The organism is Litchfieldella qijiaojingensis, from assembly GCF_014651875.1.
In the GTDB taxonomy this organism is placed as follows: Bacteria; Pseudomonadota; Gammaproteobacteria; order Pseudomonadales; family Halomonadaceae; genus Litchfieldella; species Litchfieldella qijiaojingensis.
In genome coordinates, this window is record NZ_BMXS01000031.1 from 1 (window position 1) to 13,369 (window position 13,369).

The following is a 13,369-nucleotide window of genomic DNA, read 5'->3' on the forward strand; positions in this document are numbered from 1 at the left end:
TTCATCCTGGTGCTCGCGCACCATCCGAACCGCCCGTTCCCTCACCTCAGGTGAGTATTTCTTCGATGTTGTCATCACTCCATCCTCTCAAGAAATGGAGTCTCCGGGAATCCCGGGGCGGTTCAGTGCCCAGCAAAATGCTGTAAAAGTTAGACAGTTGCCGGATGGAAGAATAAGGTATTACGAAGCTGAGCGTGCAGCACGTAACCCAGGTCCAACTAGGGGGTCTTCATACGTAACTGAATACAATCCAGCCAATGGTAATGTTCGTTCATGGAATGAAGCTTACGATCAAGCTGGGAACGTAAACCGTGTTCATCCAAAAATGATAAATGGACAAGTCGTTGACTCTCAGCATTATCCACCGACCGCAAGAGAGCTGGGGCTGTCGCAATGAAATTGACTAGATCAGAGTTTGGAAAGATGTTAGCTAACAAGCTAGAGGAGACAAATGACGTGACTATATTGTCTCGATGGGCTTATGATATTTTCTTGAGGTGTCAGAGAGAAGTAGACTCTGATTTCCGTGGCCTCCTCTTAGATCTCGCGAGAATGGAGGACGCGCAGGAATTTGAGTACTCCATTGATGAGCTAAGAAAGCTTGCTAAGGAATTGCAGGGCCAGCATTGCAGTGGCATATAAAAGGGAGCAGAGATTTCGTGATTAATAAAGGCTCGTCAACAATATCGACTTCAAGGTGAAGGGTTTTAAGTGAAGGTTGTTGCTAAGTCAAATGCGGAAAGTGTTGCAGGATGGCTTGAGACAGGAAAGGTTTTTACTGTTCTTGCTGTCAGTAGTGTCGAAACAGAAGGCTCAAGGTTTTTGATTTGGTCAGAAAAACAGGAATCTTTGGCGCTATTTCCTGCTTCAGATTTTGAGATCAAAGATGCAAAATTGTCGCGGAGATGGGTGGCGAGTCTTGATTCTAACGACTTTATCTGTCTTGCTCCTGAAAAATGGCAGGTTGATGGTTTTTGGGAGAAATATTACGACGGTGATACTGTTGCTGAGAAAATCGTTGAAGAAGAGATAAGGCAAATGCATAGTGAGTAGATGGCCGGTTTCAATGACCAAGAGCAACATTTGGTTTTGATCTTTAACAACTGATTCGATTTCGTGTCACTCAGGAGGGTTACCCTCCTGAGTGGACGTGCCTAAGACGTTACGGCACCGGCCAGGGCGCCCGCCTCGAAGCCGGTAACGACCTGACGCTGGCCAGCGGCGGCGCCATCCACTTCGAAGCCGCCAGCGACGTCCACACCGAATCCCACGAGAAGCGCAGCGGCAACTTCGCCTGGCAATCGTCGCGGGGCGAAGGACGCACCGACGAAACCCTGCGCCAGAGTCAACTGATCGCCAAGGGCAACCGGGTGATCCAGGCCGCCGAAGGCATCGTCGCCGACGTGCCCGAGATCGATGAGCAGACCGTCAGCCAGACCATCGACGCCATGGTCGAGGCCGACCCCGACCTCGCCTGGCTCAAGGACATGGAAGAGCGTGGCGACTTCAAGGCCAGCGCCTTGGCCGCAGGTGCCAATAAGGCTTTGAGGCTGACCATGGTGAACCATGACCAGGCTCCGCTGGAGCTACGGCAAGCCCAAGCCTACCCGAAAGCATTGAAAAAATACTTGTCAGCATGGGGCGTTGTCAGTACTATGTGCGCCCTGTCGGGAGGGGAAACGTGACGTGTCACCTCTCGACGGTTCGGCGGCGGGTCGTTAGCTCAGTTGGTAGAGCAGTTGGCTTTTAACCAATTGGTCGTAGGTTCGAATCCTACACGACCCACCAATTCTCGCCGCCGTTTCCCATGTCATTGTTGGCATGGGCGTTGCGGGTCGTTAGCTCAGTTGGTAGAGCAGTTGGCTTTTAACCAATTGGTCGTAGGTTCGAATCCTACACGACCCACCAGATTGCCAATAAAGCGCCCTCGCTTCCAGAAAGCGAGGGCGCTTTGTTTATATGGGGTCCACTTGCCCCCCTAATGCTCCAGCCGTACCCGGCGGAGGTTGTAATCGCCACCATGATTCACCAGCACGAAGCCCTGGAAGCCTTGGCGCAGGCGCAGGTCGTGTGCCTGCAGCACACGCCGGCCATCCACCCAGACTTGCATGTTCCCGCTCTCGTCGCGGCTCCAGCTCAGCATATGGAAACGGCCATCCTCGAGGTCGAGCGTGCCCGCGCTGCTGGCGATCACCTCGCCCCCATCGGCCGTCATCCGTACCAGGCTAAGCCCAGGCCGTGAGCCGGGATTGTAGACCAGGCGGTAGCCTCCACCGGGCTGGTTGCCCTGGAACAGCCCCAGTTCCAGGCTGCCCGGCCGCTGGTAGGAGGCCAGTTCCAGCTCCAGTCTGAAGGCATTGTCGACCGGTGCATGGACGAAAATCCGCGCCGCGTCCCCGAACTCGACCTCCGCCGCCACCGGCGATGCCGCGTCTGGCGTCAGCCCGCCCGCCTGCTCGAGGATCAACTGGAGCATCGCCAGGCCGATCTCCTCCGGTCGCTCCGGGCGGAGCGTCGGTGAGGCGGGGGTGACCACCTGTGGTTTCTCCACGATGCTGCGTAACCCGCCATCATCGATGTCGAAGCGTCCGCTGAGCACGGTCCAGGGTGGGTTGCGCCGGAAATCGCCGTCGCTGAAGGCGTCGTCCAGGGCGACCCGTCTTGCCGGTGTCGGCTCCGGTTCGGGTGGCGCCGTGGCCTCAGGCTCCCGCCCCGTCTGCCGTAATCGAGCCAGCAGTGCCGTCGTCGGTTGACCGTCCTGGGCCAGGCCCACCGTGCCCTGGTAATCGCGAATCGCATTACGGCTGCGAGTTCCCATCAGACCGTCCACCGGGCCGGCCTCGTAACCGAGCCGGTTGAGTTCACGCTGGACTTCGGCCACCAGCTGTCGGCCGGACAGCGTCTCGACGGGAGGCGATGGTTCGGGCGCTATCCCTGACGGTGTCGCCGTTGGCTGCCAGGCGCGGGCTGCCTGTTGGGCCTCGCCGATCTGTTGCGCGGTCATCCGCGCCGCCACTGCATCGCGCGCAGTGGCGGCATGGCGGTGGCCGCGAGCCGCGGCCAGGTTGTACCACTTGTGCGCCTCCACGAAGTCCTGGAGCGTCCCTTGGCCGGCCTCGTGCATTTGCCCCAGCATGTACTGGGCGTCGGCGTCGCCGGTGGTGGCAAGCCGGTCGAACATCTGCAAGGCCTGGCGGTACTCCTGCCGCTCGTAGCTCCGCAGGGCGTCGGTGTAGCGGTAATCGGCACTAGCCAGCGCGATGTGACCGAACAGAAAGAGTAGGAACACGAATCCTTTGATGATGGTCACGGGGGGCGTCTCCAGTGAGAGGGGGCATCTTCGGCCTGCAGCCTCCCGGCTTCACCGTGCTGCCTTGCCTACCAACGTCTCTCGTCGCTTGTTTCAACGAAGACCGAGAACGGAAAGAACCACCAGCACGATGACGACTGCGCCGACGATATAGACGATATTGTTCATGAAGTTTTCCTCTGCGGCGCATTTTCCTGTTTCAGGATGCTGCGGGATGGCTCGTGTCATGATGGCGTCGCAATCCGTGCGACGCGTGGTGCAACTCCCTGTACAGGCTGTTCCCTTGCCACACCCATGTTGAGGATATGCCAACGGCGGCACCCCCATCTGTGCGCTGGCGTACATAAGGCTCGTCAACCTCAGTCTGTTCTATACTCCTGTTGAATCCCGGGAAACGATGGGCGTTGTATGTCCGTGGGTGAGGCCACAACGATGGATCACCCGGGTCCTGGCAGTCGAACGGGATGCTGAGATTTATGACGTCTCAAGACTATCAAATGAAAAATCAATTGCTTGCTGCTTTGCCGCGGGTTGAGTATGAGCGCTTGAGGCCTCGTCTTGAACCGGTCACGTTATCCTTGGGGGAGGCGTTGTACGAGTCCGGAGGGGTGATGCGCCATGTCTATTTCCCGACCGACGCCATTGTCTCGCTACTCTGTGTCATGGAGGATGGCGACTCGACGGAAATCGCCGTGGTCGGCAATGAAGGCATCGTCGGCATCTCGCTGTTCATGGGAGGAGAAACCACGCCGAGCCGCGCCATCGTGCAAAGCGCCGGCCATGCCTATCGACTCAGGGGGCAGTTCCTGAAGGACGAGTTCTATCGTGCGGGTTCCCTGCAGGGTCTGCTGCTGCGTTACACCCAGGCGCTTATTACGCAGATGGCCCAGACCGCGGTCTGCAATCGCCATCACACCGTGGATCAACAGCTGTGTCGCTGGCTGCTGCTGAGTCTCGACCGCTTGTCGACCAACGAACTGGTCATGACCCAGGAGTTGATCGCCAACATGCTCGGGGTGCGCCGCGAGGGTGTCACCGAGTCTGCCGGCAAGCTGCAGAAGGCGGGCCTGATTGCCTACCATCGTGGTCATATCACGGTGCTCGACAGGCCAGGCCTGGAGTCGCGGGTTTGCGAATGCTATGCGGTCGTCAAGAAGGAGTACCGACGGCTGCTGGCCGATCATCACGAGTCGTGAACGAGGCGTATCCTTGCTGCTTTTTTCACTCGGATGAGGAGCGGGGCCTTTCCGGCGATATGTATCCTACCGTACAGACGGGGCCATCGATGCCATGCCAATTTGAAACCTTGCTGCGCGAGGAGCGCTGCCCATTTCCTGTCTAGCAGCCGACATCGGGTTTTCATGGCTATTTTCCATGTGCCGATTCCAGTTTTCTCGAACAGGAGCGTGCATATGGTACTCGTTGATTTCGGCCTTGCCGGCAATCGGCTTCTCGACAGCTTGCCGCGCCAGGAAAGGGCACATCTCCTCACCGGCTGCGAGGCCGTCGACCTGGTGTTCGGTGAGGTGCTCGCCGAGCCCGGCGGACGGATATCGCATGTCTATTTTCCCCTCAACAGCTTCATTTCCCAGATTGCCAACCTGAGTGACGGGGACCGGCTAGAAGTAGCAATGGTCGGCAGTGAAGGCATGTTCGGGATGCCCTTGATCCTGGGGGTCGAGGAGTCGCCCTTGCACGCCCTGGTGCAGGGCGCCGGGCCGGCACTGCGCATACCGGCGGCTGTCTTTGGCCGTCACTTGGCGAGGAGCCCCGCGCTTCAGACACTGCTGAAGCGCTATTTCTATGTGCTGATGCACCAGTTGTCCCGGATGGCGGTATGTACCCACTTTCATCAGGTCGAGGCCCGTCTGGCTCGCTGGCTGTTGATGACCCAGGATCGTGCGCACTCGGATCAGTTGCATCTCACCCACGAGTTCCTGGCCATGATGCTGGGGGTGCGTCGTGCCGGCATCACCCTGGCCGCCAAGGCGCTTCAGAAGCGCCGATTGATCCGCTATCACCGTGGGGACATCACGGTGCTGGACCGGGCTGGTCTGATCGAGGCCTCTTGTGGCTGCTATGCCTCCGATCGACGCATCTACCGTCAGGTCATCATCGAAGGGGAGGCACCATGAAATCGTCGGGAAGTGTCGCAAGTGGTGCTGTTGGGTTTCGTGCTCTTGATCGCAGTTTTTCGGCGGTGTTCAGTCAGCGGGGGCACGATGTGCCCCCGCTGACTGTAGGTCGGATCAATCGCGCTCGTACTTGGGCGAGTTCCGCAGCGTCTCCTCGTCAATATCCGTGTAGAACACGGATTCGTCATCTTCCATGGTGTGCTCTATGTGATCCCAGCCCAGTCCAATGTCCTGTCCGCCGAGCCCCAGGAAGCCACCCGTCTTCACCACGACGCCGACGATGTGGCCGTCTTCGCCGATAATCAGATCCTGGATCTCGCCAACGTCCTTATCTGACCCGCGGTGCTTGACGGTCTTGCCGATGACGTCGTCGGCGTAGAACGCACCAGCTGGCTTACCGCTCATCTGCTGCTCGCCGGCACGCTGTTCATCGGCTTGCTGTTCGGTGTCTGCCTGCATGTCGTCGTGGTCCTCCGCCATTGCGGCCGTACTCAGTGCCAATGCCGGGATAATGGCGGCGGAAAGGATCAATGTTGTTAGCTTCTTCATCATTGTTTCTCCTCTGTTTGACGGCAGTCTGCCGCACCCTCTTGGGCCTAGAGTGCAGTTCTTTAATCGTGGGAATGCCATTTCATCTTGGGCATAAGCGAACGATTTGTCGGTGCGGTAGTGCACACATGGTCGTCGTCCGGTGACGCAGCTACCATGCGCCTTCAAGGCGCTCTTTTAGGGTCGATTACAGTGCTCTCAGGTATCTTTCTGTTCGGAGGCTTCGGTGCGATCAGCCACGCGTTCACGCTTTCCCATGCGAGCGCCAGCCACGATTAGGGGCAGATTCAACCCCAGAAACGATGGGCGGAGTGTTCTTGCCTGAGACTTGTCCGAAAAAATGACTCCGCATATGTTAGACACCGCACAGATCATGCCTCGAGCTTCCACTATATAGGTATTGGGAGCCTCACCCTGCCTTTACATGAGTCAATGGTGAGAGGCATAACCTAAACGGAACCATCATCTGGGGATCGGCTCATGAACAAGAATCAGGTCAAAGGTCATGCGAACGAGGCGAAGGGGAAGGTCAAGGAGGTTGCCGGCAAGGTGACTGGCGACAAACGCATGGAGTACAAGGGTAAAGCCGAAAAGCATGGCGGCAAGGCTGAAGCCAAGTACGGAGATCTCAAGAACGATACCAAGAAGGCAACGAAATGAACGATTCAACGACACAATCGAATAGCAGGTACGGCGCCGCTGATGACATGCAGGCCGGGTCCACGTTGCTGAGTGCCTCCACCATTACCGGCGACGAAGTGTGTAACATGCAGGATGAAAAGCTCGGTAAGATTCAGGACGTCATGCTCGATATAACGGAGGGCAAGATACGTTACGCAGTCTTGGCATCGGGTGGTTTTCTGGGCATGGGTGATCACCTGTTCGCTGTTCCGTGGAAGGCCTTGAAGCAGGACAAGGAGAACAAGCGTTTCATGCTCGACGTCGATGTCGAGAGCTTAAAGAACGCACCGGGCTTCGACAAGGATCAATGGCCGAATATGGCTGACGCCACCTGGAGTTCGACCGTCGATTCCTACTACACCCGGCGATCGGATTACTCAGGAGGCTGAGCGCGGCTTCTGCGGTGGCCGGTGTTGGACTGTTGATGTTCGGTAAATCTGCAAGCAACTAACGCAGGAGTTCGCAATGCCCGACAACAGGCAGGCCCCCCAGGCTTGCGGGGCGAGAGTTGCCAGCCAATACCCGCCGGCGTTACGTCCTGACAAGCGACTGTTTAACCCGGCTGAGCTTCGCTTGTTTCGCTACACGGCGGTTCTGTTGTCCCTGGTTGTACTGACCGCTCTGATCGGCATCATCGTGTGGACATTTGGCTGGATACTAAATGCGTTCTACAACTTGCTCCTGCCGCTCGCCGTTGCCGGTGTTCTGGCGTTGGTGCTTCATCCTGTGGTTGAGATTCTCAAGAGACGGCTTCACTTACCGCGCTTGCTGGCCATCATTCTTCTGCTGGTAGTCTTCTTTGTGGGTATCGGCGGCTTGATTTACCTTCTCGTCCCCATTCTGGTCAGACAGGCCGTTCAGTTGATGACCGTTTTGCCCGACACACTGGCAAGCTGGCAGGAACATTTCTCCACTCACTTCCCGGGACTCAGCTCCATGATTTCCACCAGAATGGAGAGCAGCAGTGGGGAGGAGTCCCAGTCAGCCTTGGCAGTCACGGAAAATCCGGGCACGACCATCATGTCCTATCTGGGGCTGTTGGCGGGTATCAGTTTCGTGCCCCTGTTCCTGTTCTTCACCTTGCTTTCCGGTGACTTGCTCCGGGGACAGGTATCCGAGTTGTTATCCGTTTTCCACAAGCCCACCCAGCAGAAAGCGCTGTATTTCATGGATGTGTTCGTGGGATATGTCACCGCCTTCTTTCAGGGCCAGCTGATCATCGCCGTGTGCATGGCTGCCTTGTATGTCATGGGCTTTACGCTGATTGGCCTTGAGTTCGGTGTGCTTGCCGGGCTGGTGCTGGGGCTGCTGAATATCGTCCCCTTCCTGGGCACTCTGATCGGCCTGCTGGTGGTCCTGCCCATGGGCTATCTGCAGCCGGATGGCGGTGTCGAATTACTGGTCCTGGCCGGACTGGTGTTCGCTGCGGTTCAACTGATGGAAAGCTGGCTGCTGACACCGAAAATCATGGCCAACCGCTCGGGCCTGCACCCTGCACTCGTGATTATTTCCCTGTTCTTCTGGGGCACGGCCTTGGGTGGCATTATCGGCATGATACTCGCGGTTCCCCTGACAGCGTTCTTCGTAGCCATTTGGAGCGAGATCAAGGTCAGCCTGAAACACACGCTGAGCAGCCGGGATGCCGGGGCATGAAGGAAGTGGAGCTTTCCAAAGACACGGCCGGCGGTCGATTCCCGTGCATGGGATTATGGCCTTTCCGTCATGATTGCAGATCCTTGCGCAGGGCCTGTTCCAACTCCTTGGTTGCGGTGATATCGACAAGGGTTATCACCACCCCGTCAATCACATTGTCCAGTCAGCGATAGGGCATGATCCGTACCGTAGACCAACGGCCGTCGGTGGCGAGGATCTGCTTCTCGGAAAATGCAAGGGTGCTCAAGGTGGTAAGAGCGTCGTCGTTGAGTTCCGGATACTGCAAGATGGTGGTGAGATCACTAAGCGCCTGATCTGTGCCGAATTCTCCGGTGAATCGGGGGGCGCCAGACCACGCCATCGACGCCCAGCAGCGTCAGCCCGACCAGTGGGGATGCGGCGTATGCCCATGCTACAGGGCCTGGGTCTGCGCGAAGACACGCTTGACGGGCTTGATCCCTAACCGCTGGCGGTACTGATCGAGGCCTCTTGTGGCTGCTATGCCTCCGATCGACGCATCTACCGTCAGGTCATCATCGAAGGGAAGGCACCATGAAATCGGCTGGTGCGCCCTGGTAAGGCCGCACCAGCCGGGATGTCATGACGGGACCTTGGGGGCGATCGCGTTGATATCCTGGCTCATCAGGTCATCGTCGCCTCCGGTGGTGCGCCTGGCAGGCTCGTCGAGCTCCTCGTCGGGAAGTGTCGCAAGTGGTGCTTCGGGCAAGCGTTGCGGCTTGAAGGGATAGCCGTGCTGCTGTTCGCCTGGCTCGCGGTCGGGCAGGCGCGTGAATTTCTTGAATGCAGTCGTGGGAGGAGTGGTGTGCTGGATGGGGGATGGCATGGCGACCTCGTGTCACTGTCCGGCTTTCACGATGTCGTGAAGCATCGGTAGCATGACTCTAGCGGACCGGCAGGCCGCCGTCGGTGCGCTAACGCACTGACGCCATTGATGCCGCCACCGCTACTGCCCGCGCGGCGACATGGAGAACCCATCAGGGGGCAGCAGCGGTGCTCCTCGGCGCGCCGATGGTGTGACTGGTGAAAGATCACGGTTTACTGATCTGGTTTACTGATCTCGTGGCCTATCACGCCGCCCACCGCCGCGCCACCCACGGTGCCGATAGCGGAGCCGCCGGTGAGTACTGAGCCACCAACGGCCCCCACGCCTGCACCCATCGCGGTGCCCTTGTCCTGTGCCGACATGCCGGAGCAGGCGGCGAGTGACAGCAGTACCAAGAAAAAGGCAGTGCCAAGTATTAGATGTTTGATGTGTTTCATGGTGGTGTCACTCGGGTTAAGGGGTCTTGCTCGCAGCGGGAGTTACCTTGGGAGCGGCGCGGCTACGACGGACCGCCACCCTCAGCATAAGGCAGAACGAGAATGTCATCCGTTTGGTGGCGCACATAGTCCCCCGCCGCTGGAGAACAAGGGAGGGCCACAGTATGACCCTGGGAGCCAGCTGCTGGCGCTATTGCCGGAGGACGAACTGGCGCGGCTGTTGCCCCATATTGAGCGAGTGACGTTGCCGTTGGGGAAGTCGCTGTGTGAATCAGGCGGCGTGATGCAGCAGGTCTATTTTCCCCTCACCAGCTTCATTTCCCTGATTGCCAACCTGAGTGACGGGAGCGGCTGGAAGTGGCAATGTCGGCAGTGAAGGCATGTTCGGGATGCCCTTGATCCTGGGGGTCGAGGAGTCGCCCTTGCACGCCCTGGTGCAGGGCGTCGGCCGCTCAGCTCAACGCGGACAGAGCCGTGGCAGGAGGGAATCCAGGGAGATAGGCTCTCACCCATGGCGAGTGGTCCTCTTGAAACGTGTTCTGCTAGGAACATCCTGATTCCACAAGAGAAAACCACTTGCCATCTTCTTTCCAAAGCCCTCCCGGTGAATAACGCGGGATTATGCTTCGGGCAAGCGTTCCGGCTTGAAGGGATAGCCGTGCTGCTGTTCGCCTGGCTCGCGGTCGGGCAGGCGCGTGAATTTCTTGAATGCAGTCGTGGGAGGAGTGGTGTGTTGGATGGGGGATGGCATGGCGACCTCGTGTCACTGTCCCGCTTTCACGATGTCGTGAAGCATCGGTAGCATGACTCTAGCGGAACGGTAGGCCGCCGTCGGTGCGCTAACGCACTGACGCCATCGATGCAGCCACCTCGAGTGCCCCTCGATCCCGCCGGGCGGCCCCCATTCCATTCGCATGACGCTTTTCTGGCCGGGGGTGGTCAATACCCCAGTGTTCTGGTCTAGAATAAAGAACTGGATCGACCGTGGCGAAAGACGCAGGGTCGGCCCTCAAGTGTATCGCCCCGTGCGGAGCGCGCGGGAGGCGATACTTGGTAAACCGCAGGGGGAGCCCCTGCCAGTCACAGTGGTAGACACGATGACGACCATTACCTCCCGAGCCGAGGTGCGCGAGCACCTGGCCCGCGCCTATTGCCCCACCCGGATACCGGCAGAGGACGAGGCGCGTGTCGATGAAATCAAGCGCCTGTTGCACGATCGGAACGCCGTATTGGTGGCGCATTACTACACTGACGATGCCATTCAGCAACTTGCCGAGGAAACCGGCGGCTGCGTGGCCGATTCCCTGGAAATGGCTCGCTTCGGCGCCCGCCACGAGGCTTCGACGCTGGTGGTGGCCGGCGTGCGTTTCATGGGTGAGACCGCCAAGATCCTATCGCCGGAAAAGCGCGTGCTGATGCCGACTCTCGAGGCAACTTGTTCGCTGGATGTGGGTTGTCCGGCCGACGAATTCAGTGCTTTCTGCGATCAGCATCCCGACCGCACCGTGGTGGTCTACGCCAACACCTCGGCGGCAGTGAAGGCTCGTGCCGATTGGGTAGTGACCTCATCCATCGCCGTGGATGTGATCGAGCACCTGCAGGCGCGTGGCGAGAAGATCCTGTGGGCCCCCGACAAGCACTTGGGGCACTATATCCAGAAGAAGACCGGTGCCGACATGCTGCTATGGGATGGCGCCTGCATCGTACACGAGGAGTTCAAGGCCAAGGGCATCGAGGACCTCAAGTCACTGTATCCCGATGCCGCGGTGCTGGTGCACCCCGAATCGCCGGCACCGGTGGTCGAATTGGCCGATGTCACCGGTTCCACCTCGCAACTGATCAAGGCCGCCAAGGAACTGCCTCAGGAGCGGCTGATCGTCGCCACCGATCGCGGCATCTTCTTCAAGATGCAGCAGGCGGTGCCCGAGAAGACGTTGTTCGAGGCGCCTACCGCCGGCAACGGCGCGACCTGCAAGAGCTGCGCCCATTGTCCGTGGATGGCGATGAATGCGCTGGACAACCTGGCCAGTGCGCTGCGCCATGGCAGCGGCGAAGTATTCGTCGACGCGGAACTGCGTGCCAAGGCGCTCAAGCCGTTGGAGCGGATGCTCAACTTCAATTCCTGAGCTACGAGCTACGAGCTACGAGCTACGAGCTACGAGCAATTAAGCTCGCAACGATATCGCGGGCTATCATCATGCTCGCGGCTCGCGGCTCGCGGCTCGCGGCTCGCGGCTCGCGGCTCGCGGCTCGCGGCTCGCGGCTCAAAACTTCTCCATCGTCTCCCGATAGTCGAGGAAATCCTTGCGTCGCTGTTCTATACGGCTCAATACGGTATTCGCTCCAGTGCTCTTGGCCACGTCCTCGGCGACATCGAGCTGGCGAATCGCCCGGTCGATGCGTCCCGTGAGCTGCAGGTGTTCGGCACGTGCCAGGTGTCCCCAGGCCTCGCGATCGCTGTGTCCAGCCGCTTCAGCGAGTAGGCTGAAGAGTTGCGGGTCCTCGGGGCGTCGCTCGGTCAGGTCGCGGAGCAGTTGGAAGGCCTGGTCGGGATCGCGATGCAGCAGGGCCTCGCCGCGCAGGCGTTGAGCGGGCATGTAGTCGGGCATGAGTCTCAGCAAACGGTGCGTGCGTTCGAGAGTGGCGTCGTAGTCGCCCGCCTTGAACGCGACTTCGGCTGCCGAGGTTGGAATCAAGGGTAGGTCGGGCAACTCCCGGGCCAACTCGTCCAACGCCGCCAGGGCCGCCTGCGTCTGGCCGCGCTCGGCGTCGATCAGTGCCGTGAGGTAGCGCCGGGCCGCGGGGGCAGGGTCGCCCTCGGCCAAGCGGGCGTTGGCCTGGCTCGGGTTGCTTCGGTGCAGGTCGAGCAGGGCGCGGGCACGCACCATGTCAAACAACGGGCTCTCGTCACGAGGGTGGCTCACACTCATTTGGCTGGCACGCGACTCGGTGTCGCTGATGCGTGATTCGGTCACCGGGTGGGTCAACAGGAACTCCGGCGGGGTACCGCCCTGGAGGGAGGCCATGCGCTGCATGGCGCGGAACATGCGCACCATGGCCTGGGGATCGTAACCAGCCTGAGCCATGGTCCGCAGACCAATGCGGTCGGCCTCTTGCTCGTAGCGCCGCGAATAGGCCAACTGATCCTGAATGAAGGCGGCCTGGGAGCCCATGGCGGTGGCGATACCCGCATCGCCACCTCCGCCGGCGGCGATCAGCATCCCGGCCAGCATCGCCGCCATGGCCGGGATCTGGGTTTGTTCGGCGCGCTCCATCCGACGAGCGTAGTGCTTCTGCGACAGGTGCCCGAGCTCGTGAGCCAGCACGGAAGCCAACGATGCCTCATCCTCGGCGAAGGAGAACAGGCCCGAGTTGACGCCGATCACTCCGCCGGGCACGGCGAAGGCGTTGAGCATGCGGCTATCGACCAGGGTCACGGCGGTACGGGCGCCACTGATTTCGCTATGGGGCAGCAGGCGATCGACCAATGACTCCACATAGTCTTGCGCGATGGCATCCTGCCAGACAGGAGCGCGGGCTCGGAACTGGCGCAACCAGGCGCGGCCGAGGCGGAATTCCTCGCTGCTCGATGCGCTGGTACCCGGCGTGCCGAGTTGCGGCAGGCCATAGTCATCGACGGCGGTCGCTGGTGTCGCCACGGCGCCGGTCAGTGCCAGGGAGCCGGCAACCAGCCAAGGTTTCAGGGCATGTATCATGAAGTGCCTCGTTTGAGCCGGACTTTTCTCTGACATTGATTCAT

General features: G+C 59.5%; 17 protein-coding genes and 2 tRNA genes. 10 read left to right on the forward strand and 9 right to left on the reverse strand.

From position 1 onward, the window contains the following. Together IE093_RS22550 and IE093_RS20135 are read left to right on the forward strand one after the other, a co-directional pair. On the forward strand, window positions 1-397 hold a 397-nt coding region (locus IE093_RS22550; RefSeq protein WP_229803803.1), incomplete at its 5' end, for a hypothetical protein. A 314-nt stretch (window positions 398-711) separates the two neighbouring features. Then, complete coding sequence (locus IE093_RS20135; RefSeq protein ID WP_189472391.1) at window positions 712-1,053, forward strand: hypothetical protein; 342 nt, start codon at window positions 712-714, stop codon at window positions 1,051-1,053. 101 nt (window positions 1,054-1,154) lie between these two features. On the opposite strand, the gene IE093_RS20140 is transcribed toward IE093_RS20135, so the two are convergent. Beyond that, on the reverse strand, window positions 1,155-1,568 hold the full coding sequence (locus IE093_RS20140; protein WP_189472393.1) for a hypothetical protein: 414 nt from the start codon (window positions 1,566-1,568) through the stop codon (window positions 1,155-1,157). A gap of 144 nt (window positions 1,569-1,712) precedes the next feature. On the opposite strand from IE093_RS20140, the gene IE093_RS20145 reads away from it, so the two are divergent. Next, window positions 1,713-1,788 (forward strand) — tRNA-Lys (locus tag IE093_RS20145). 44 nt (window positions 1,789-1,832) lie between these two features. Further along, window positions 1,833-1,908, forward strand: a tRNA-Lys gene (locus IE093_RS20150). Window positions 1,909-1,978: 70 nt separating this feature from the next. Here the strand turns inward: IE093_RS20150 and IE093_RS20155 are convergent. Then, window positions 1,979-3,310 carry a peptidoglycan-binding protein gene (locus IE093_RS20155; RefSeq protein WP_189472395.1) on the reverse strand — a complete coding sequence of 444 codons (1,332 nt, stop codon included), beginning with the start codon at window positions 3,308-3,310 and terminating at the stop codon, window positions 1,979-1,981. Between the two features lie 93 nt (window positions 3,311-3,403). Then, complete coding sequence (locus IE093_RS22710) at window positions 3,404-3,538, reverse strand: hypothetical protein (RefSeq protein ID WP_268247414.1); 135 nt, start codon at window positions 3,536-3,538, stop codon at window positions 3,404-3,406. A gap of 269 nt (window positions 3,539-3,807) precedes the next feature. Between IE093_RS22710 and IE093_RS20160 the strand changes: the two genes are divergently transcribed. Continuing rightward, the gene (locus IE093_RS20160; RefSeq protein ID WP_340163155.1) at window positions 3,808-4,506 is read left to right on the forward strand and encodes a Crp/Fnr family transcriptional regulator; all 699 of its coding nucleotides are present in this window, start codon (window positions 3,808-3,810) and stop codon (window positions 4,504-4,506) included. 216 nt (window positions 4,507-4,722) lie between these two features. Next, complete coding sequence (locus IE093_RS20165; RefSeq protein ID WP_189472398.1) at window positions 4,723-5,445, forward strand: Crp/Fnr family transcriptional regulator; 723 nt, start codon at window positions 4,723-4,725, stop codon at window positions 5,443-5,445. A 114-nt stretch (window positions 5,446-5,559) separates the two neighbouring features. On the opposite strand, the gene IE093_RS20170 is transcribed toward IE093_RS20165, so the two are convergent. Then, a complete protein-coding gene (locus IE093_RS20170) occupies window positions 5,560-5,997 on the reverse strand; it encodes a PRC-barrel domain-containing protein (protein WP_189472400.1) in 438 nt (145 codons plus the stop codon). A 477-nt stretch (window positions 5,998-6,474) separates the two neighbouring features. On the opposite strand from IE093_RS20170, the gene IE093_RS20175 reads away from it, so the two are divergent. From IE093_RS20175 to IE093_RS20185, 3 genes are all read left to right on the forward strand, one after another. Then, window positions 6,475-6,654 carry a CsbD family protein gene (locus tag IE093_RS20175; protein ID WP_189472402.1) on the forward strand — a complete coding sequence of 60 codons (180 nt, stop codon included), beginning with the start codon at window positions 6,475-6,477 and terminating at the stop codon, window positions 6,652-6,654. Further along, window positions 6,651-7,064, forward strand: coding sequence for a PRC-barrel domain-containing protein (locus IE093_RS20180; RefSeq protein ID WP_229803805.1), 414 nt, complete (start codon window positions 6,651-6,653; stop codon window positions 7,062-7,064). The genes IE093_RS20175 and IE093_RS20180 overlap by 4 nt, the downstream gene beginning before the upstream one ends. A 184-nt stretch (window positions 7,065-7,248) precedes the next feature. After that, window positions 7,249-8,328: an AI-2E family transporter gene (locus IE093_RS20185; protein ID WP_229803806.1), complete on the forward strand. Its 1,080-nt coding sequence runs from the start codon at window positions 7,249-7,251 to the stop codon at window positions 8,326-8,328. 163 nt (window positions 8,329-8,491) lie between these two features. Here IE093_RS20185 and IE093_RS22555 read toward each other — a convergent pair whose 3' ends face one another. The 4 genes from IE093_RS22555 to IE093_RS22715 form a co-directional block, all read right to left on the reverse strand. After that, window positions 8,492-8,689, reverse strand: a complete 198-nt coding sequence (locus IE093_RS22555) for a hypothetical protein (RefSeq protein WP_229803808.1) — start codon at window positions 8,687-8,689, stop codon at window positions 8,492-8,494. 237 nt (window positions 8,690-8,926) lie between these two features. After that, on the reverse strand, window positions 8,927-9,172 hold the full coding sequence (locus tag IE093_RS20195; RefSeq protein ID WP_189472406.1) for a hypothetical protein: 246 nt from the start codon (window positions 9,170-9,172) through the stop codon (window positions 8,927-8,929). A gap of 212 nt (window positions 9,173-9,384) precedes the next feature. Beyond that, window positions 9,385-9,609: a glycine zipper 2TM domain-containing protein gene (locus IE093_RS20200; protein WP_189472408.1), complete on the reverse strand. Its 225-nt coding sequence runs from the start codon at window positions 9,607-9,609 to the stop codon at window positions 9,385-9,387. A 619-nt stretch (window positions 9,610-10,228) separates the two neighbouring features. Further along, window positions 10,229-10,360 carry a hypothetical protein gene (locus IE093_RS22715; protein WP_268247416.1) on the reverse strand — a complete coding sequence of 44 codons (132 nt, stop codon included), beginning with the start codon at window positions 10,358-10,360 and terminating at the stop codon, window positions 10,229-10,231. 346 nt (window positions 10,361-10,706) lie between these two features. On the opposite strand from IE093_RS22715, the gene nadA reads away from it, so the two are divergent. Further along, window positions 10,707-11,735 (forward strand): quinolinate synthase NadA, encoded by a 1,029-nt coding sequence (nadA, locus tag IE093_RS20205; protein WP_189472410.1) that lies wholly within the window; start codon window positions 10,707-10,709, stop codon window positions 11,733-11,735. 138 nt (window positions 11,736-11,873) lie between these two features. Here nadA and IE093_RS20210 read toward each other — a convergent pair whose 3' ends face one another. After that, window positions 11,874-13,325 carry a M48 family metalloprotease gene (locus tag IE093_RS20210; RefSeq protein ID WP_189472412.1) on the reverse strand — a complete coding sequence of 484 codons (1,452 nt, stop codon included), beginning with the start codon at window positions 13,323-13,325 and terminating at the stop codon, window positions 11,874-11,876. Window positions 13,326-13,369: the final 44 nt, after the last annotated feature.

Coding starts and splice junctions, on each gene's coding strand:
- IE093_RS20140 (WP_189472393.1), bottom strand. CDS start 1,568: ATGGTTCACCATGGTCAGCCTCAAAGCCTTATTGGCACCTGCGGCCAA.
- IE093_RS22710 (WP_268247414.1), bottom strand. CDS start 3,538: ATGACACGAGCCATCCCGCAGCATCCTGAAACAGGAAAATGCGCCGCA.
- IE093_RS20160 (WP_340163155.1), top strand. CDS start 3,808: ATGAAAAATCAATTGCTTGCTGCTTTGCCGCGGGTTGAGTATGAGCGC.
- IE093_RS20165 (WP_189472398.1), top strand. CDS start 4,723: ATGGTACTCGTTGATTTCGGCCTTGCCGGCAATCGGCTTCTCGACAGC.
- IE093_RS20170 (WP_189472400.1), bottom strand. CDS start 5,997: ATGATGAAGAAGCTAACAACATTGATCCTTTCCGCCGCCATTATCCCG.
- IE093_RS20175 (WP_189472402.1), top strand. CDS start 6,475: ATGAACAAGAATCAGGTCAAAGGTCATGCGAACGAGGCGAAGGGGAAG.
- IE093_RS20180 (WP_229803805.1), top strand. CDS start 6,651: ATGAACGATTCAACGACACAATCGAATAGCAGGTACGGCGCCGCTGAT.
- IE093_RS22555 (WP_229803808.1), bottom strand. CDS start 8,689: ATGGCGTGGTCTGGCGCCCCCCGATTCACCGGAGAATTCGGCACAGAT.
- IE093_RS20195 (WP_189472406.1), bottom strand. CDS start 9,172: ATGCCATCCCCCATCCAGCACACCACTCCTCCCACGACTGCATTCAAG.
- IE093_RS20200 (WP_189472408.1), bottom strand. CDS start 9,609: ATGAAACACATCAAACATCTAATACTTGGCACTGCCTTTTTCTTGGTA.
- IE093_RS22715 (WP_268247416.1), bottom strand. CDS start 10,360: ATGCCATCCCCCATCCAACACACCACTCCTCCCACGACTGCATTCAAG.
- nadA (WP_189472410.1), top strand. CDS start 10,707: ATGACGACCATTACCTCCCGAGCCGAGGTGCGCGAGCACCTGGCCCGC.
- IE093_RS20210 (WP_189472412.1), bottom strand. CDS start 13,325: ATGATACATGCCCTGAAACCTTGGCTGGTTGCCGGCTCCCTGGCACTG.